This window comes from Rossellomorea sp. LJF3 (assembly GCF_037046045.1).
In the GTDB taxonomy this organism is placed as follows: Bacteria; Bacillota; Bacilli; order Bacillales; family Bacillaceae_B; genus Rossellomorea.
On record NZ_JBANLY010000005.1, the window covers coordinates 176574 to 195680 of the forward strand.

Genomic DNA, 19107 nt, shown 5'->3' on the forward strand with positions numbered 1-19107 from the left:
TACAAAAAAACGCCCCGTCATTCATAACGGAACGTTTTTCGTATTCCTTATTCCCGATCAAAAAGCACTCTACCCGCTATACCGGGGTTCGTCATTTCATATGGGTTCAAGATCAGATCAAGCTCTTCTTCCGTCAGTACATCATATTCGAGACAAAGCTCTCTCACAGACTTCCCTTTCAGGATCGCTTCCCTGGCAATCCGGGAAACGACTTCATATCCCAGGTGAGGATTGACCGCCGTGATGATTCCTACGCTGTTTTCCACATACTCTTTCATTCGTGTCTCATTCGCTTCTATCCCGACAAGGCAGTTGTCCGTAAAGCTTCTGAACGCATTGTTCATGATGCTGATGGATTGAAGAAGATTGAATACAAGCACAGGCTCCATCACGTTCAGTTCAAGCTGACCGGCTTCAGATGCAAGGGAAATGGTCTGATCATTCCCCATCACCTGGAAGGCTACCTGGTTGATCAGTTCCGGCATGACGGGATTCACTTTACCCGGCATGATGGAAGATCCCGGCTGTCTTGCCGGCAGTGAAATTTCACCAAGTCCGGCACGCGGTCCTGAAGCCATCAGACGCAGATCATTGGCGATCTTGGACATATTGGTCATACATACCTTCAATGCTGCCGAAACCTCTGTGTACGCGTCCGTGTTCTGGGTCGCATCGACCAGATGTTCAGCCCCTGTCAATGGCAGCCCGCTGATATCAGCAAGGTGCTTCACCACACTCTTGATATACACAGGGTCCGCATTCAAACCGGTTCCTACAGCCGTCGCCCCCATATTCACTTCATAAAGATGATCACGGGTGCGTCCGATGCGCTTGATATCCCGTTCCACTACTCTGCTGTAAGCTTCAAACTCCTGCCCGAGGCGAATGGGCACAGCATCCTGAAGATGGGTACGCCCCATTTTAATGACGTGATCGAACTCCCGGGCTTTCTGTCTAAAGGCACTCAGCATATGCTCCATCGTGTCGAGGAGCTTCTCTACTAGTTTCAAAGTGGAAATATGGATGACCGTAGGGAATACGTCATTGGTCGACTGTGACATATTCACATGGCTGTTCGGGCTCACCTTCCCATATTCCCCTTTACGATGGGACATGAGTTCCAGGGCACGATTGGCGATGACCTCATTGGCGTTCATGTTGATCGACGTACCTGCACCTCCCTGGATTGGATCCACGATGAAGAATTCATGAAACTTGCCTTCCAGGATTTCATCGCATGCCTGAACGATGGCCTGCCCGATCCCGTCATACAGACGTGTCGTTTCCATGTTTGCAAGTGCAGCCGCTTTCTTTACGACTGCCAGGGCATTGATCATCTCTTTATGAATTTTATATCCCGTAATCGGAAAGTTTTCCACTGCCCGTAACGTTTGTATTCCATAATACACATCTTCAGGTACTTCTTTTTCCCCGAGGAAATCTTTTTCTATTCTAAATCCACTAGTGACGTTTATCATTTCTCTACTCCCCATATTTGGATTGTCTCTCTAATTGATGATTCTATCAATTAGAGAGGGAGTAGGCAACGATTTAGGGGTAAAACCATTAATTTCAAAAATTCCAAAAAAGCGCTTTCAGAGCTTTGGTATGACCCTCCCTTTTGTCAGAAAACGAATATATTAAATTTAATGTCAATACACAATGACAGAACGTTCTACACGGGTCTATTTACTCATATATTACCAATGAAAGGAGGAGGATTTGAATGGGTATCAAACTGATTAAAATCTCAGTCGTATACTTTATGATCGGTGTATGTATCGGGTTATATATGTCCATGGTCCATGACTACAGCCTGACCCCGGTTCACGTTCACATTAACTTATTGGGCTGGACGGCACTGACGCTTGCAGGTCTCATTTATCACTTATTCCCGGCTGTATCAACCACCAAACTGGCCAAAGCTCATTTCTGGCTCCATAATGTCGGTTTGCCGCTGATGATGATCGGATTATTCCTGTTGGTACTTGGCAATGAAGCGGTCGTGCCGGTCATTGCAACAGGCGGGGTCCTGACGACAGTCGGTATATTGTTGTTTGGCATCAATATCCTGAGGGAATTAAAAGTTTAATACGATTCTTGAAACCCCTTTTGCCAGTTGGCAGGATGGGGTTTTTTTGCAGTTTTATTTTTTTGATTTTTCTATCTTTTGTCATTTCATATGAGTAAAAGATGGTAAAATACAGAAGAATACCCATTTCAATTTTAGGAGTGATGTACATGTCGGTCAATGTTTACCTGAATTTCAATGGCAATTGCCGGGCAGCGGCAGAGTATTATGCTGAAGTATTTGAAACTGAACCACCACAGATCATGACGTTCGCTGAGGCACCCCCACATCCTGACTACCCCCTGCCCGAAGAAGCAAAAGACCTGGTCCTACATACACGACTCACCATCGACGGCAGTCATGTCATGTTTTCCGATGTATTTCCAAATATGCCTTTTGTAGAAGGAAACAATATTACCCTTGCCCTGGTAAGCGATGATCCTGAAAAATTGATGTACCGTTTCCACAAGTTGAAAGAAGGCGGTAAGGTTGATATGGAGCTTCAGGAAACATTCTGGAGCAAGCTGTACGGTCAAGTCACCGATAAATTCGGCATTCAATGGCAGTTTAATTACGAAGGTCACGAAATATAACAATCCACAAACGTAAAAAAAGAAGCTGCTGGAATCCCAACAGCTTCTTTTCTATTTTAATGCATACTGCTCAATACCCAGACAGATCCGGCCACGATGACAATGGCGATAAATGCCGCAGACATCATCTTACCTACCTGCCATCTTCCTTCACCTTCCGTTACGTGCATGAACATGAAGAGCTGGATCGCAGCCTGTATGAAGGCAAGGACGAACACGATCGCTACGATCAGTTCATATGCCAGATTCGTATACAGTCCAAACCAGACGGCTAAGAACGTCAACGCAATCGATAAGATAAATCCAATGATCTGAGTCCAAGGTAATCCACTATGATTCGTATGTTGTGACATTATCCCACCATCCCTAATAAGTACACGCTTGTGAACACGAAGATCCAGACAAAGTCCAGAAAGTGCCAATACAAGCTGGATACAAATAGTTTTTTAGCGGTATCAGGATTCAATCCCCGCTTCTTCACTTGGAACATGACGAGAAGAATCCACAGGATACCCACTGATACGTGGAGACCATGCGTCCCGGTCAGTAAATAGAAGGATGACCAGAATGCGTTCGTGCCCATTGCTGCTCCTTCATGGACCAGATGGATGAACTCGGTGATTTCCATGTAAAGGAATCCGAGTCCAAATAATAATGTGATGATCAGCCAAACCATCATGGATTTGACATTTCTCTTTCTTAATTCATTTATTGATAAACCAGACGTGAAACTACTGATTAATAGTAAAAGCGTCATGATGATCGTATTCTTCATATCAAACACTTCACTTGGAAGCGGGCCACCCATCGTTCCGGCTTTCAGAGCGAAGAATGTTGCGAAAATAGTGGCAAACAATGCGATTTCCGCGCCAAGGAAAACCCAGAATCCGAAGATGTTCAGCTTACCGATATCGGATTGATATTCAAGCGGCGTGTTTGGATCTATATTCGTACTATGTGCCATGCTCACGCCTCCCTCTTATACGGATTTTCAGTCTTTTCGATTTCTTCCACACTTACATAATAACCTTCATCCTGCTTGTGTGACATCAGTGAACGGAATGCCATGCATCCGAAGATACCGACAAGCGCTATGATCGCCATCCAGAACAGTTCGAACACTAAACCAAATCCTGCGACAAAGAATAGTGCGGACATGATGAAAGGTGTTCCTGCATTGCTTGGCATGTGAATCGGTTGGTATTCAAAATTATCAGGAACCATCTTTCTTCCTTCTTGCTTCATATCATAATATGCATCATGACTCTTCACTTCAGGTACATGTGCAAAGTTGTAATGAGGCGGGATCGCTGAGCTGGTCGCCCACTCAAGGGTACGTCCATCCCATGCGTCACCTGTTGTTTCTCTCTTGGCAAATCGGAAGCTGTAATAGATACCGTAAACGAGAATCATGAATCCGACTCCCATTCCGAAAGCTCCGACGGAAGAGATGACATTCAGGGAGGTCCAGCCGTCTTCAGGTCCATACGTGTACACACGTCTTGGCATACCTGCGAATCCTAATACGAACTGAGGTAAGAAACAAAGGTTGAAACCGATGGAGAAGAACCAGAAAGCCCATCTGCCGATCCGTTCATTCATCTTGTGACCAAACATCTTAGGATACCAGTAAGTAAGTCCTGCAAAGCAGGCAAATACGACACCGGCAATCAACGTGTAATGGAAGTGAGCAACCAGGAAGTAGTTATTGTGATATTGGAAATCGGCGGCAGCCATTCCAAGCATAACCCCTGTCACCCCACCGATCAGGAATGTCGGGATGAACGCAACAGACCATAACATCGGTACCGTAAATTCAATCCTACCTTTAAATAAGGTACCCAGCCAGTTGAATATCTTGATTCCCGTCGGTATGGCAATCGCCATCGTCGAGATCGAGAATACACTGTTCACTGCTGCGCTTCCACCCATCGTAAAGAAGTGATGGACCCACACAACGAAGCTTAAACCTGAGATCGCTACAAGTGAGATAATCATAGATTTATAGCCAAATAATGTTTTTCTTGCAAATGTAGCAATGATTTCTGAGAAAATACCGAAAGCCGGCAAAATAACGATATATACTTCCGGGTGTCCCCATAGCCAGAAAAGGTTTGACCATAGCATCGGGTCGCCGCCATTCGTAAGCGTGAAGAAATGGGAACCGAATAAGCGGTCAAATGTCATCAGTGCTAATGTGACAGTCAAAATCGGGAAAGCAAACACGATGATGAAAGCCGTGATCAACGTCGTCCATGTGAACATCGGCATACGAAGAAGCGTCATGCCAGGTGCACGCATCTTGATGATGGTGACGACAAAGTTGATACCTGTCAGTAACGTACCGATCCCCGATATCTGTAAGCCCAGCAGGTAATAGTTGATACCCGGTCCAGGACTACCTTCAATCGCAAGCGGTGCGTAGTTCGTCCAACCTGCATTCGGTGAACCACCGAATACGAATGAGATATTGAAAAGGATCGCCCCGAACATGAATGCCCAGAAACTCAGGTTATTCAAATAAGGGAAGGCTACGTCCCTTGCACCGATCTGCAAAGGAACGACCACATTCATCAATCCAAGTAAGAATGGCATCGCCATGAACAGGATCATGATCGTACCGTGAGTCGTAAAAATTTCATTGTAATGCTCGGATGTTAAAAATGAATTATTCGGCACCGTCAATTGTGCCCTCATCAAGAGTGCATCGACCCCTCCGCGGAAGAGCATGACAAGTGCAGCCAGGATATACATAATCCCGATTTTTTTATGATCAACGCTTGTGATCCAGTCGTTCCACAACCATTTCCACTTTTTAAAATAAGTGAGGACTGCAACGATTCCGATTACGGTGAAAACGATCGAAATGTTGGCTCCCAGAATCAACGGATCGTTAAGGATCAGATTATCCTTAATAAATTCAAACATTTAAAGTCCTCCTCTCTTAGTGCTCATGACTACCTTCGTCCTTATGGTCGTCATCTTCATCTTTTTTCTTCATATCGCCATGGTCCATGCCTTCATGGCCTTCCATATCCATATTGCCATGAACGGACTCAGCATCTTTATCTGCTCCACCTACCGTGGTATCCAGTCCGTACTTCTGGCGGATCGCCATGGCATACTCGGAGTTCTTACCATGATCAACGAAGGCTAAGTGAGTAGATGAAAAGGTCATCTTATCAACCGTTTCAGGAAGCATCAGTTTTTCATACGTATCTTCCGTCAGTTTCGGTTCGTTCGATTGAGCATCTTCTACCCAATCTTCATATTTGCCTTGCTTCATCGCAACAAAATCAAACGTTTGGTGAGTCATTCCTTCACCAGTGAAGTTTGAATTTCTTCCATCATATGTTCCTGGCTCATCTGCCTGCAGATATAAGTCATTGACCATTCCAGGCATACCATAGATCTGACCGCCGATTTGCGGTACCCAGAAGGAAGCCATGGAGTCTGCCGCGGTTACTTTGAAGAGAATCGGATGATCCTCAGGAACGTTCACATAGTTTACCGTTTCAATTCCTTCTTCAGGATAACTGAAGATCCATTTCCAATCGACAGCCGTCGCATGGATCACGATCGGGTCTTTATGAGAGGTCGCTTCCGGCGCTTCCTTCAATTCATAAAGGGCCTTTGTATTCGGGATGGATAATGCGATGACGATCAGGACAGGAATCAACGTCCAAATGATCTCAAGGAATGTACTTCCGTGCATATCCGGTTTATAGTCACTATTCTTTTTACTGCTTCGATACTTGAATAATATGATTGTAAAGAATCCAAGTACAACAACCATAATGGCAATCATATAGTAGATGGACAACATAATCAGATCTTTTTGAACGGCTCCCACCGGTCCTTTGGGATCAAGGATGATCAATTCGCTGTCCGTACTGAAAATAATGATGAAAAATAACGAAATAAGACTTATTAAAACAATTAAATACGGTTTAAATTTATTAAACAAAAGAAATCACCTTCCTTTATGTAGAATTTACTCTCGTAGACCTATACTATCAAATTCTCTAATCAGGTACCCTTCATAACTGCATTTTTAAACAGATTTTCGAAATTTCGACGCATTTTATTCACAGAACGGTAACAATGTTGGAAAGAATTGCTCAATGGACAAAAAAATAACTCTCAAAGTTATCTGAGAATAACGTTGAGAGCGGTTCATAGGTTGATTATTTAGAATATTTTACAATTTCATTTCACAAAACTGTAGAAAATATGAACAAAAAATTATCTAAGAATAAGATATTTTTCAAAAAATGTACCACAAGTGAACAATCGTGTCTGGTAATAAAACATCAAACATTTGATGGTTTGAATCCTTTCAGGCGAAGGGCGTTCAGCAACACCGAAACGGAACTGAAACTCATGGCTGCCCCTGCGATCATAGGATTCAGTAACGGTCCGCCGAACAGATACAGGAGCCCCATAGCAATAGGTATGCCGAGAATGTTATAGCCAAAGGCCCAGAACAGGTTCTGTTTAATGTTCCGTATGGTTGCTTTACTCAATTCAACGGCTGTCGGTACATCCATGAGGTCACTTCTCATGAGGACGATGTCTGCCGACTCCATGGCCACATCCGTACCGGAACCGATGGCGATTCCTATATCCGCTTGTGCAAGTGCCGGAGCATCGTTGATTCCATCCCCGACCATCGCCACTTTCCTGCCTTCTTCCTGAAGCTTCTTGACTTCATTTGCTTTGTCCTCCGGCAGTACTTCACTCAGTACGCGGTCGATCCCTATTTCTCTTGCAATCGCTTCTGCTGTCCGCTTGTTGTCTCCCGTGATCATTGCCACTTGGAGTCCCATCCTGTGAAGCTTTTCAATGGCTTTGAAACTCGTTTCTTTCACCGTATCGGCGACTGCGATGATGCCGGCAATCTCTTCTTCGACGGCAATGTACATCGGCGTTTTCCCCTCGGCAGCGAGCCGATCTGATACTTCTGCCAATTCACCGACATCGACATCATTTTCGTCCATCAGCTTGCGGTTTCCGAGGAGGAGGTCGTCTCCTTCGACCGTCACTTCAATTCCCAGTCCCGTAATGGCGTCAAAAAAGTCAGTTTTACGCAGGATCAGTCCTCTCTCTTCTGCCTCCCGGACAATCGCTTCGCCAAGAGGATGTTCAGATCCCTTTTCAGCTGAAGCGGCAAGGATCAGGAGTTCTTCTTCTAAAAAACCTTCCGCCATCACGATATCCGTCACGACAGGCTTTCCTTCCGTGATGGTACCGGTTTTATCAAATACGATGGTGTCTATTTTGTGGGTCGTCTCAAGGGCTCCGCCGCTTTTAATCAGGACGCCATTTTCAGCGCCTTTTCCAGTACCGACCATGATCGCCGTAGGTGTCGCGAGTCCAAGGGCACAAGGGCAGGCGATGACTAGAATCGAAATGGCAATCGTAAAGGCAAAGAGGCCTGATTCTCCTGAAACATACCAGGCGAGACCGGATAGGATGGCAATAACGATGACGATGGGTACAAAATATCCTGAAATCACATCTGCCATCTTAGCAATAGGAGCCTTTGAGCCCTGGGCATCTTCGACCAGCTTGATGATCTGTGATAATGCGGTATCCTTCCCGACTTTCGTTGCCTCATATCGGATAGTACCATTTTTATTGATGCTTGCTCCGATCACGTTCGAACCTCTGGATTTCTCAACCGGGATACTTTCCCCTGTCAGCATCGCTTCATCGACAGAGGTCTTTCCTTCTGTCACCACTCCATCGACGGGGATTTTTTCACCCGGCTTAACAATGATGATCTCTCCGACTGCCACTTCTTCCACTGAGATCTCGACTTCTACTCCATCTCTTACGACAGTCGCCGTTTTAGGGGCGAGCCCCATCAGCTTCTTGATGGCTTCAGACGTTTTCCCTTTCGAAAGAGCCTCAAAATATTTACCCAATGTAATGAGGGTGAGGATGACGGCTGCCGATTCGAAATAGAGGTTCTGGGCATAGCCTTCACTGCCTGATATGATCATGATGCTTGCAAACAGACTGTAGAAGAACGCAGCGCCAGTTCCGAGCGCCACCAATGAATCCATATTGGGATGGCGTTTGGAAAGCGTCTTAAACCCTACGGTGAAAAATGGTTTCCCCATTGCTACGACAGGAATGGTAAGCACAAGTTGTATCAATGCAAATCCAGTGGGGTTCACCATCGGATCGATTGCATCGGGCAGCGGCATGCCGAGCATATGCCCCATGGAAACCAGGAGCAGGGGAACGGTGAAGACGGCTGAAACCCAGAAGCGTTTCCACATCGTCTGGATGTGCTCTTCTTTCTTATCCCTGTCTTCGTCCACAGAATCTTCTGTGTCAGCGTCCTCATGCGCTTCGTACCCGGCATCTGAAACCGCACCCTTGATATCGGACACGGTGACGACAGCAGGATCGTACTCTATGACCATTTTCTCCGTCGCCATATTGACAGTCGATTCCTTGACTCCCTCGAGCTTTCCTGTCGCCTTTTCCACGGATTGCACACAGGATGCGCAGGTCATGCCCGTGACGCTGAAGGTCTTCTTTTCCAATTCCGTGACCGCTTTATAACCTGCGTCATCCACTGCTTTTTTAATGTCTTCAAGGGAGAGTTCATTCTCATCATAGACAATATTCAGTTTCTCCGTTGCAAGGTTCACACTTGCTTGTTGAACACCAGAAAGTTTCATCGTTGCTTTCTCAACCGCCTGGGAACACGAGGCACATGTCATCCCTTCGATGCTTACTGTTTTTTCCGTCATTGTCCCAACCACCTTTACTTCGCTGGTTCTGTTTCGTACCCCGCATCAGAGACCGCTTTACTTAAACTGTCCGGAGTCTGCTTCGTTTCATCATACTTGACCTTTGCGGCACCATTTTCAAGATCCACTTTCGCTTTTTCGACTCCGTCCAATTCATTTAATACGCCTTCTACCTTTTTCACACAGTTTCCACATGTCATTCCTGATACATTCAATAACGTTTTTTCCATTTTTGAACACTCCTTAGGATATTTTTAATGTTGGCAGTTCATGCCGTGATCTTTCTTACAAGTACACTGGCCGGGAACGCAATTGCATGCGATGTCGTCAACAGCATCCTGTTTCTTCTTCTTTAAAGCTGCTTCCAACAGCGATATGTCGTCATGACTCAGCGTTGCTTCTTCAATCAGATCAGCAATCGTCTTTCCGACTGCCCTGCTGCATATATGAGTGAATAATCCTGACTTCAGTGTTTTCAGGCTATCTTCCTCACTGACACCTGCCCTGTAGATGAACCGGTTGCCGATTTTTTCGGTTGTCAGCATCCCTTTTTTGACCAGGCGCCCAATAAATGTTTTGGTTGTTGCCGGCTTCCACTCTTTCTTTTCCTGCAGGACAGAACTTATTTCCTTGCTGGTTACTTCTTTAAGCGTCCAGACGACCCTCATGACTTCCCATTCAGAATCCGTGATTTCCGGTTTTTCTTCGGGCAATAATATCCCTCCATCCGTTTACAACTGTAATCGATTTATATTTATAGTTTACAACTGTAATCGATTTTAGTCAACAAAATTGATCTGGATATTCATTAAAATGTGCTGTTGCTCATGCCCAATGTTTTATTCTGTACCACTGGAGGTATTCTATAAACCTTCCATCAAGTACAAAGACGAAAGTTGTCGTATAAAAAAAGAGATGATCCTTTTTCATTCGGACATCTCTTAATTTTTTTATTCAACTGGTGATAATTCGTCCTCGCTCACCCATTTATGATTCTTTACTTCTTCTCCACCTGTAATGGGTGTGTAGTCTACCATGTAAACCGTCATTTTCTCAGCAGAGTCAATGGTAGCCGTTGCCCCTTTCATCCCCTTCATATGATCGGCATTCAAGACAACCTCTTCTCCAGGTTTATACGGTTGATCACCATAGTCTTTCAGTTCTTCATGAATGACCCATTTATGGTCCTCCACTGTCTCTCCACCAGTGGTTGGTGTATAGGTAACGCTGTAAACAACCGTATCGTAAGCACCTTTAATGGTTGCTTCTGCACCCTTCATCCCTTTCATATGATCAGCCTTCATGATGGCTTTGCTTCCCACTTCATATTTGGGGGTTGTTGATTCTTTCAACCCTTCTGGTACCTCTTCCGAACCAGAGTGATTCATGTCACCATGTTCCATACCATCCATTTCTTCGGACTTCTCCGTCTCTTTACCATTGTTAGTTTTATTCTCATCTTGATTATTTGAACAAGCACTCAACATGAGAAACAGAGCTGTAACGATCAATAGGAACCATTTTCTTCTACGTTGTATCATAGGTAGTACCTCCTCTAGTCATTTCTATTAAAATTTTACCCAGCAAATATGCAAATTATATGGAGAACAATCATTTTCAAGACAGCTTTTTTAGGGTATCGTATTGAGTACTCAATTAAGCGAATTTAAGTAAAAGGGATAATGTGCACACTTTTTTCATATTTTCCCCCTAAACTAAACAAAGAAATGTATAAATGAGGTTGCCAATATGAATAAAATTTCAATCAAGTTAGCCGCTTACTTTACGATCGCCGTATTCATCATGGAAGGTTTATTAATGTTATACCTCCATGACAATATTATTGATGTCCGGATCCAGGAGGAATTTCAATCCATCCTTTCCCGGGGGAACAGCCATCGGGATGTATTAGAGGATCGTTATTCAAATAATACCTTGCACCATATTGCGCTTATGGAATCAAAAACCGAAACCGAAGTTGTGATTACAGATAAACATCATCAAGTTATTATCAGTTCGAAGAAGCTAACAAAAGGAATGAGAGAACTCATTAATGATAGCCCCCGATCTTTGCCCCGCGAAGGAAGGGTGATTGAAGCAAATTGGAAAGACATGAATTATTTAGCTACGGTTACGGCTTTTGAGAAGGATGGCAACGAAGGTTATGTTTTTATGTTTAAAAGCGCCTCTCCATTGCGGAACTTAATCAGTAAACTAAATGGACACTTTCTTCTTGCAGGAATCATGAGTCTTATCATATTAGCCGGTATCCATTTTCTTCTATCCAAAATGTTGACACGGCCACTAATTAGAATGAAGCAAGCCACTGAAGAATTGAGCAAAGGGAACTTCGAGGTCAAGCTGCCCCACCTTGGGAAAGATGAACTAGGAGAACTGGCAACATCCATCAAAACTCTAGCCAATGATTTAGAGACCATTCAACACGACCGATCTGAATTTCTGGCCACTATTTCTCACGAGCTGAGAACCCCGTTGACGTATGTTCTTGGATATACGAATGTCTCTCTTCGCGACGAAATCCCGGAATCTGAAAGAAAAGAGTATTTAACGATCATACAGGAAGAATCAAAAACCATTGTCACTTTAATCGATAACCTATTTGAATTGGCCAAAATCGATGAGAATAACTTTTCCATTCATTTGGAAGAGATACAATCATCCCCATTCTTCAAAAAAATCATTAAAAAGATCACTCCTGCTTTTAAAAGTCGGGAAATGGATTTAATCCTATCTGCCAAGGACCCGTTTGTATTCCAGGCGGATCCGATCCGCCTGGAACAAATCATCATGAATCTATTAGATAACTCCTTGAAATATTCAAAGCCCGGTTCAACGACTACTGTCATCGTCCGACAACATGGAACTGGCAAGTTGGCTCTTACAATCAACGATCAAGGCATAGGGATTCCAGCTGATGAGCTTCCAAAGGTATTTAACAGACTACACCGGGTAGAGAAATCACGCTCAAGGGAATTTGGAGGCTCCGGTCTCGGTTTATCCATCGTAAAGGAGCTCGTGGAAGCTCACGGCGGAAACATCTCGATCGAGAGTGAACCGGAAAAGGGGACGTCAATCAATATCATAATGTAATTCCTGGAGGTTGAACGATGAACACCATTTTATTAATAGATGACGAAACAAAGATGTTGAATCTATTGGAACTTTATCTCACTCCTCACGATTATTCGTGTATAAAGAAGAATAATGGCTATGATGCGATTCAATATATGAAAAACCATCCCGTAGACCTAATCATTTTAGACATTATGATGCCGGAACTGAATGGCTTTCATACATGTGAAAAAATCAGGAAGTTTTCCACTGTTCCCATCATCATGTTAACTGCCAGGGGAGAGAAGGATGACATCGTGAAGGGGTTAAATGCTGGGGCGGATGACTACATTACCAAGCCTTTTGACGAAGATGAACTTGTCGCACGGGTAAATGCCCTCTTCAGAAGAAAAACCTGTTATGAGCAAATAGAAGATTCGGAACAACTAACCAGGGGAGCTTTCACATTAGATGGACATACCTATACGTTAAAGTATGAAAATCAAATTCTTTCCTTAACCTTAAAAGAATACAATATCCTGCATTCCCTGATGAAAAATACTGACCGCGTATATACGAGGGAACAACTCCTTCTGATGGTGTGGGATATCAACTCCAAAACCGACATCAGAACCGTCGATTCACATATCAGGAATCTGAGGGATAAATTAAAAAAAGCCGGATTCCCAATCGAAAATCATTTGAAAACAATCTGGGGCATCGGATATCAGTGGAAAATATAGACGTACATAAAAAAAGGTGTAGACAATTTGATTGTCTACACTTCTTTTTAATTACGCGATTTTTTTACATTCTTCTGCACAATTGAAGCATGCATCGGCACATTTTTGACAATGATCGTGATCATGCTTCTTACATTCTTCTCCGCATGTTTCACAAATCTTCGCACACAATTGGGCGAGTTCAGCCGCAAATGGCGTTCCTCTCACCAAGGACTGTTCTAAGTATGAACACATATCCGCACATTCACGATCCAAACGGATACACTCTTTCATCATGTTAATATCCTCTTCTTGTAAACAGGAATCGAAACAGTGGTTACAGGCTTCCATACACTCGTGTAGTGCTTTGATGGCAGATTGATACTTTTCATGTGACATGTTATTCTCCTCCTTGAGATAAGTTAGTTTCTACACCTATACTATATCCCCTAAGAATGTCATTAAACGGATAATCCATGTTTTTATTGGTTGTAACAGATATAGTTCAAACTGCATAAATTCTGCAAAAGTAGTGGGTAAATAAGAAAATTTAAGGGATTGAACTATTTGTTTTAACCCCCTTTATTAAAATGTTAACTCAAAAAGCCATGTTCCTTTTGATTATAAGGAACATGGCTTTAACTTGTATATCTATATATATGAGGAGGTAATAAACACCAAAAAAAATACAAATAAAAAACCACCAAATATGTATTTGGTGGAGACGGTGGGAATCGAACCCACGTCCAGAAACATCGCCACTTAAGCGTCTACGAGCGTAGTCGATATATTCGCAAGTTCGCTACAGCTTCTGCCTATCGACGGGCGTCCGTGCAGCTAGTCTGATTAATCTCTTCCTTTGTCCTCAGACGGTGGACTCCGGCGTAGCCTACTAAGAGTGAGTCCCTTACCCTACCACATAGGCGATGGAGGGAGGAACAGCTAAAGTGCTATTACGCAGCTAAAGCTAGGTTATTGTTAGTTTTGCCAGTTATTATTGGCTTTGGCGTTTTAACGTAGACGACCCCTACGGCTCGCGACCTAAGCTCGAACTATCCCTGTCGAATCCGTAACGTCCCCATGATAGAAAGGGAAGAACGGGAAAGAATAAGTTCAGCGTGTAAGTCACTTATTCAATTGTTCTTACTGCCGCTTGATTACCTTGCGACATCTACTAGTATAACAAATCCTGAGATAATTGCAAATGCCAGATTCCGGAAATCTGTAGTATTACATGCCTTTTTGGCGCTGAGCCAGTTCTCTCTGGATGGAACGATTCGCTTCTTTGCGTTTCAAGTCTTCGCGTTTATCATACTTCTTCTTACCACGTGCCAGCCCGATCAGAAGCTTCGCTACACCATTTTTGATGTACAGTTTTAAAGGAACGATCGAGTAGCCTGCTTCTTTGGAATCCCCGATCAGTTTATTGATTTGCTTTTTGTGAAGCAGTAACTTACGTGTTCTGAGCGGTTCGTGATTGAATCGGTTTCCCTGCTCATATGGGCTGATATGCATATTGTGAATAAAGATTTCCCCATTTTGCACACGGGCAAAGGAATCTTTTAAGTTCACCCGGCCACCGCGGATCGCTTTGATCTCTGTCCCCTGGAGCACGAGTCCCGCTTCGTATGTTTCTTCTACGGCATAGTCATGCCTCGCTTTATTATTTTGGGCAATAAGCTTGCCTTCTCCCTTTGGCATTGGAATCCCCCTAGTCATTTCCGTCAGTTTACTCATTATTATCTCATATTTTCAACAAAAATTGTATCGTTACACTCCGAAAAGAAAAGGAGCAAAGGTGATCCCATTGCTCCTGAACCATTTATTTCTTCTTTTTACGTTTGCTTCGAGGTGCATTTTCAAAGTGTTTCTTATTCGTCTTTTTCTTCTTATTGTTCGGTTTACGCGTTGACCATTCCCCGTCCTTTTTACGGGATGAAGATCGATTCGATTTCGAACGATCCGATTTTTCATTATCGGAACGGATCGAACGGACACGGTTTTCGCGCTCTTTACGGGTGCCCTTCATGCCTACGATTTCAAAATCGATGGCGCGCTCATCTTTATTGACGCTTACGACACGCACCGTGATTTCATCACCGATCCGGAATACATTAGCCGTCCTTTCGCCAATCATGGCGAGATGACGCTCATCAAATCGGTAGTAGTCGTCTGTCATATAACTCACATGGACAAGTCCTTCGATGGTGTTCGGCAATTCGACAAACAGTCCGAAATTCGTAACGGAGCTGATGATTCCGTCGTATTCCTCTCCCACTTTGTCTTCCATGTACTCTGCTTTTTTCAATTCGTCGGTTTCACGCTCAGCATCCACTGCTCGGCGCTCACGGCTCGATGTATGCTCAGCGATATGACCCATTTGCGCACCCCATTTATCCCGGGTGGCCTGATCCACTTTCCCTTCGATCAAGTACGTTCTGATCAAACGGTGAACGATCAAGTCAGGGTAACGACGGATTGGCGATGTGAAATGAGTATAGAACTCAGTTGCGAGTCCGAAGTGCCCAAGACTTTCAGGATCGTATTTCGCCTGCTGCATGGAACGAAGCATCATCGTCGAAACAACCATTTCTTCCGGTTCACCCTGTACGTCTTCGACTATTTCCTGAAGGGCACGGGGATGGATGCTATTAGCTGTTCCTTTCACGATCAATCCGAAATTGGTGATGAACTCGAAGAAGCGTTGAAGCTTATCTTCTTTCGGATCTTCATGGATACGGTAGATGAACGGCACTTCCATCCAGTGGAAATGCTCGGCAACCGTCTCATTGGCGACCAGCATGAATTCTTCGATCAGCTTCTCTGCCACTGAACGTTCACGAAGGACGACATCCGTCGGTTCCCCTTCCTCATTCACCAGCACTTTCGCTTCTTTGAAATCAAAGTCGATGGCTCCACGCTTCATCCGTTTGGTACGTAGAACCTGTGCCAGGTCCTCCATCTCTTCGAACATCGGCACCAAAGGCTCATATTTCGTGCGGAGCTCTTCGTCTTTATCGACAAGGATCTTGTTTACATCTGAATAAGTCATTCGCTCGGTTGTCTTAATGACACTCTGGAAGATTTCATGTTTGACGACATCGCCTTCAGGTGAAATTTCCATGTCACATGATAACGTTAAACGATCAACCTTTGGATTAAGGGAACAAATCCCGTTGGATAATCGATGCGGAATCATCGGGATGACCCGGTCTACAAGATAGACAGACGTTCCTCTATCGAATGCTTCCTGGTCAATCGGGGAGCTCTCTTTGACATAGTACGTGACGTCTGCGATATGTACTCCAAGCTTGTAGTTCCCGTTATCCAGTTTCGTCACGGTTACGGCATCATCGAGATCCTTGGCATCTGCGCCATCGATCGTGACGATGGTTTGATCGCGGAGATCTTTCCGGTTCGGAATTTCCGATTCGTCGATTTCACTTGGCACTTTATTCGCCTGATCCATGACCTCTTCAGGAAATTCAACGTCAATTCCGTGCTTATGGATGATCGACAGAATATCGACCCCAGGATCATTTTTATGACCGAGGATTTCGATGACTTCCCCTTCAGCACTCTTTCGTCCCTCAGGATATGCCGTCAACTTTACAACGACCTTATGACCTTCCGCCGCTCCCATCTGGGCAGATTTCGGGATGAAGATGTCACTGGCAAACTTCTTATCATCGGGGATGACAAAACCGAAATGCTTGCTCTCCGTGAACGTACCGACCATTTGATCGACACCGCGTTCGACGATCCGGACGACGGTCCCTTCTCTTCTTGAACCTGAAGAAGAGGTTGACACCCTTACTAATACAATATCGCCATGCATGGCGTTATTCGTTTCGTTCGGAGGGATGAAGATATCATCCATACCGGATTCTTCCGGTATCACAAACGCAAATCCTTTTGCATGGGCGGATATTTTCCCCCTGACCAGATTCATTTTTTCAGGCAGGCCGTAGCGGTTGCTTCTTGTACGTACGACGAGCCCCTTTTCTTCCATTACGACAAGTGCTTTGACAAAATCCTTGAAGTTCGTGGACCCTTCAATTCCGAATGCCTCTTCAAGCTCCTGCACCGTCAATGGCTTGTATGCTTCTTCCTTCATATAGGAAAGGAGCCTATCCACATGCACTTTAATATTTTCGTCCATGACAATCCCTCCTGATCATCGAATTCATCAAACCGTCCAATCCAATTTCTCAAGGAAATTGTAGACGTCTTCATGAAGCTGCTCTTTTTCTTTATCCAATGTAATGACATGACCGGACTCTTCGTACCACTTGATCTCTTTCTCATCCGACTCCACATTGTCGTAAATGATATTCGCAGAATCCGTATTGATCATATGATCATGCCTTGCCTGTACCACAAACGTCGGTGAATAGATCATGTCCACGTTTTCACGCACATCTGCAATCAATTCCTGCAGGGACTTCAATGTATTCATCGGCGTTTTCTTAAACTCTTCTACTTCTTTTTCAATTTGGTCTTCCGGTTTTCCTTCAAACTTTTTAAATTCACGGGCGTAATCGACAACCCCTTTATACATCACGTCTTCACTTTTTATATACATTGGCGCACACATAGGGACAATACCCTTTACAGGTACAGTGTAACCTAATTTAAGAGAAAATACCCCTCCCAGAGAAAGGCCGGCAACCGCAATCTCTTCGTATCCTTTACTCTTTAAATGCTCATAGCCATTCATGACATCCTGCCACCAATCTTCAGGGCCTGTATGGACCAATTCCTCCGGTGGGACACCGTGTCCTTTGTAGTGGGGTGCGTGGGATGAATAGCCCTTCTTTTCCAAGAAGCGTCCTAGCATCCGGACATCAGCTGAATTTCCAGTGAATCCATGAAGCAGCAATACAGCTCTTGGACCCGCTTCGAATGTAAATGGTTTTGGTAATACTGTTTTCATCTTTATGACTCCTTTTATCTCATTTTAAACAAACGTTTGATTAAGAGACAGAAACCTTGATTTAACGGGCTCCATTCTATTAAACAGTTGTTTAAACGATTATGTTATGTAATCGGATTTCCCGAGATTTTTTGTTATACAAACGTTTGTTTAATTGCTGGGAAGCTTGCTATTACAGGCTTCGTTCTATTAAACGATCGTTTAGACGACTCTTCACCTTTATTTTTAGCAAACATTAGGCAGACAATCCAATATTTCGCTTGAACTGTCTGTTTAAATAAAAAAACCTGACCTTAATGATCAGGTTTTGGTTCGTATTAGATAGCTACGATGGCGATGGTTAGTACGAAGAATAGTACCGATAATACGATTGTGATTCTGTGCAGTACTAAGTCAATCCCACGAGCTTTTTGTTTCCCGAAAAGTTGTTCTGCACCACCAGAGATGGCCCCTGAAAGTCCAGCACTTTTACCTGACTGAAGTAATACAAGAGCAATAAGTGCAATTGATACAATAATAAGTAAAGTGACGAGTATTGTGTGCATGAGTCCCACCTCCTGATACGAACATAACATTATCTCTAGTTTACCATAGGGAAGATGAAGTGGACAAGGTAATATTGTTTGAATTGTGGAAAGAGTTGGGTTTGGAATGTCGGGGTTATCGATTCTTGATATTGGGATTAAATGTTAATCAGCTGGATTTCTGGAGGTTTTGGCCGGATTTGACGCTGGATCGGCTGGATTTTCTCCTGAACCCGCTGGATTCTCCTCGAAAACGGCTGGATTTCCACCCAAACCGGCTGGATTACACTCAAAACCGGAAACTCCCACCCTCCGATAACCCCCAAATCAACACTCAACGGCTGAACACCACTCTAAATTCTCTCCAATATGCTCCACACATATCAAAAAACAGCCCCGTCAAAGACGGGACTGCATCT

General features: G+C 44.0%; 19 protein-coding genes and 1 other RNA gene. 4 read left to right on the forward strand and 16 right to left on the reverse strand.

Going from position 1 to position 19107, the window contains the following annotated elements:
• Window positions 1-47: 47 nt before the first annotated feature.
• Window positions 48-1478: an aspartate ammonia-lyase gene (gene aspA, locus V8G47_RS07715; RefSeq protein ID WP_336199596.1), complete on the reverse strand. Its 1431-nt coding sequence runs from the start codon at window positions 1476-1478 to the stop codon at window positions 48-50.
• A gap of 248 nt (window positions 1479-1726) precedes the next feature.
• Between aspA and V8G47_RS07720 the strand changes: the two genes are divergently transcribed.
• Both V8G47_RS07720 and V8G47_RS07725 read left to right on the forward strand, forming a co-directional pair.
• Window positions 1727-2092 (forward strand): cytochrome-c oxidase, encoded by a 366-nt coding sequence (locus tag V8G47_RS07720; RefSeq protein WP_336199597.1) that lies wholly within the window; start codon window positions 1727-1729, stop codon window positions 2090-2092.
• A 149-nt stretch (window positions 2093-2241) separates the two neighbouring features.
• Complete coding sequence (locus tag V8G47_RS07725) at window positions 2242-2664, forward strand: VOC family protein (RefSeq protein WP_336199598.1); 423 nt, start codon at window positions 2242-2244, stop codon at window positions 2662-2664.
• A 56-nt stretch (window positions 2665-2720) separates the two neighbouring features.
• Here the strand turns inward: V8G47_RS07725 and qoxD are convergent, their stop codons facing one another.
• The 8 genes from qoxD to V8G47_RS07765 form a co-directional block, all read right to left on the reverse strand.
• On the reverse strand, window positions 2721-3017 hold the full coding sequence (gene qoxD / locus V8G47_RS07730; RefSeq protein ID WP_061809773.1) for a cytochrome aa3 quinol oxidase subunit IV: 297 nt from the start codon (window positions 3015-3017) through the stop codon (window positions 2721-2723).
• Window positions 3017-3628 (reverse strand): cytochrome aa3 quinol oxidase subunit III, encoded by a 612-nt coding sequence (gene qoxC, locus V8G47_RS07735; protein WP_034764176.1) that lies wholly within the window; start codon window positions 3626-3628, stop codon window positions 3017-3019. Before qoxC ends, qoxD begins: the two co-directional genes overlap by 1 nt.
• A gap of 2 nt (window positions 3629-3630) precedes the next feature.
• Window positions 3631-5592, reverse strand: coding sequence for a cytochrome aa3 quinol oxidase subunit I (gene qoxB, locus V8G47_RS07740; RefSeq protein WP_336199599.1), 1962 nt, complete (start codon window positions 5590-5592; stop codon window positions 3631-3633).
• Between the two features lie 16 nt (window positions 5593-5608).
• Window positions 5609-6631, reverse strand: coding sequence for a cytochrome aa3 quinol oxidase subunit II (gene qoxA / locus V8G47_RS07745; protein ID WP_336199600.1), 1023 nt, complete (start codon window positions 6629-6631; stop codon window positions 5609-5611).
• Between the two features lie 346 nt (window positions 6632-6977).
• A complete protein-coding gene (locus tag V8G47_RS07750; RefSeq protein ID WP_336199601.1) occupies window positions 6978-9434 on the reverse strand; it encodes a heavy metal translocating P-type ATPase in 2457 nt (818 codons plus the stop codon).
• Window positions 9435-9448: 14 nt separating this feature from the next.
• Window positions 9449-9664 carry a heavy-metal-associated domain-containing protein gene (locus V8G47_RS07755; RefSeq protein ID WP_219166046.1) on the reverse strand — a complete coding sequence of 72 codons (216 nt, stop codon included), beginning with the start codon at window positions 9662-9664 and terminating at the stop codon, window positions 9449-9451.
• Between the two features lie 24 nt (window positions 9665-9688).
• Complete coding sequence (locus V8G47_RS07760) at window positions 9689-10147, reverse strand: CopY/TcrY family copper transport repressor (protein ID WP_336199602.1); 459 nt, start codon at window positions 10145-10147, stop codon at window positions 9689-9691.
• A gap of 237 nt (window positions 10148-10384) precedes the next feature.
• A complete protein-coding gene (locus V8G47_RS07765) occupies window positions 10385-10975 on the reverse strand; it encodes a YdhK family protein (protein WP_336199603.1) in 591 nt (196 codons plus the stop codon).
• Window positions 10976-11183: 208 nt separating this feature from the next.
• Between V8G47_RS07765 and V8G47_RS07770 the strand changes: the two genes are divergently transcribed.
• Window positions 11184-12545 (forward strand): sensor histidine kinase, encoded by a 1362-nt coding sequence (locus V8G47_RS07770; RefSeq protein WP_336199604.1) that lies wholly within the window; start codon window positions 11184-11186, stop codon window positions 12543-12545.
• A gap of 17 nt (window positions 12546-12562) precedes the next feature.
• Entirely contained in the window at window positions 12563-13249 is a 687-nt protein-coding gene (locus V8G47_RS07775) for a response regulator transcription factor (protein WP_336199605.1), read from the forward strand.
• Between the two features lie 51 nt (window positions 13250-13300).
• Here the strand turns inward: V8G47_RS07775 and V8G47_RS07780 are convergent, their stop codons facing one another.
• From V8G47_RS07780 to V8G47_RS07810, 7 genes are all read right to left on the reverse strand, one after another.
• Entirely contained in the window at window positions 13301-13627 is a 327-nt protein-coding gene (locus V8G47_RS07780) for a four-helix bundle copper-binding protein (RefSeq protein WP_336199606.1), read from the reverse strand.
• Window positions 13628-13944: 317 nt separating this feature from the next.
• Window positions 13945-14308, reverse strand: a transfer-messenger RNA (tmRNA) gene (gene ssrA / locus V8G47_RS07785).
• A gap of 150 nt (window positions 14309-14458) precedes the next feature.
• Window positions 14459-14929 (reverse strand): SsrA-binding protein SmpB, encoded by a 471-nt coding sequence (gene smpB / locus V8G47_RS07790; RefSeq protein WP_336199607.1) that lies wholly within the window; start codon window positions 14927-14929, stop codon window positions 14459-14461.
• A gap of 121 nt (window positions 14930-15050) precedes the next feature.
• Window positions 15051-17390 carry a ribonuclease R gene (gene rnr / locus V8G47_RS07795; protein WP_336199608.1) on the reverse strand — a complete coding sequence of 780 codons (2340 nt, stop codon included), beginning with the start codon at window positions 17388-17390 and terminating at the stop codon, window positions 15051-15053.
• 27 nt (window positions 17391-17417) lie between these two features.
• Window positions 17418-18164, reverse strand: a complete 747-nt coding sequence (locus V8G47_RS07800) for an alpha/beta hydrolase (RefSeq protein WP_336199609.1) — start codon at window positions 18162-18164, stop codon at window positions 17418-17420.
• A 317-nt stretch (window positions 18165-18481) separates the two neighbouring features.
• A complete protein-coding gene (gene secG / locus V8G47_RS07805; protein ID WP_060672588.1) occupies window positions 18482-18709 on the reverse strand; it encodes a preprotein translocase subunit SecG in 228 nt (75 codons plus the stop codon).
• Between the two features lie 137 nt (window positions 18710-18846).
• Window positions 18847-18981, reverse strand: coding sequence for a hypothetical protein (locus V8G47_RS07810; protein WP_336199610.1), 135 nt, complete (start codon window positions 18979-18981; stop codon window positions 18847-18849).
• Window positions 18982-19107 lie beyond the last annotated feature (126 nt).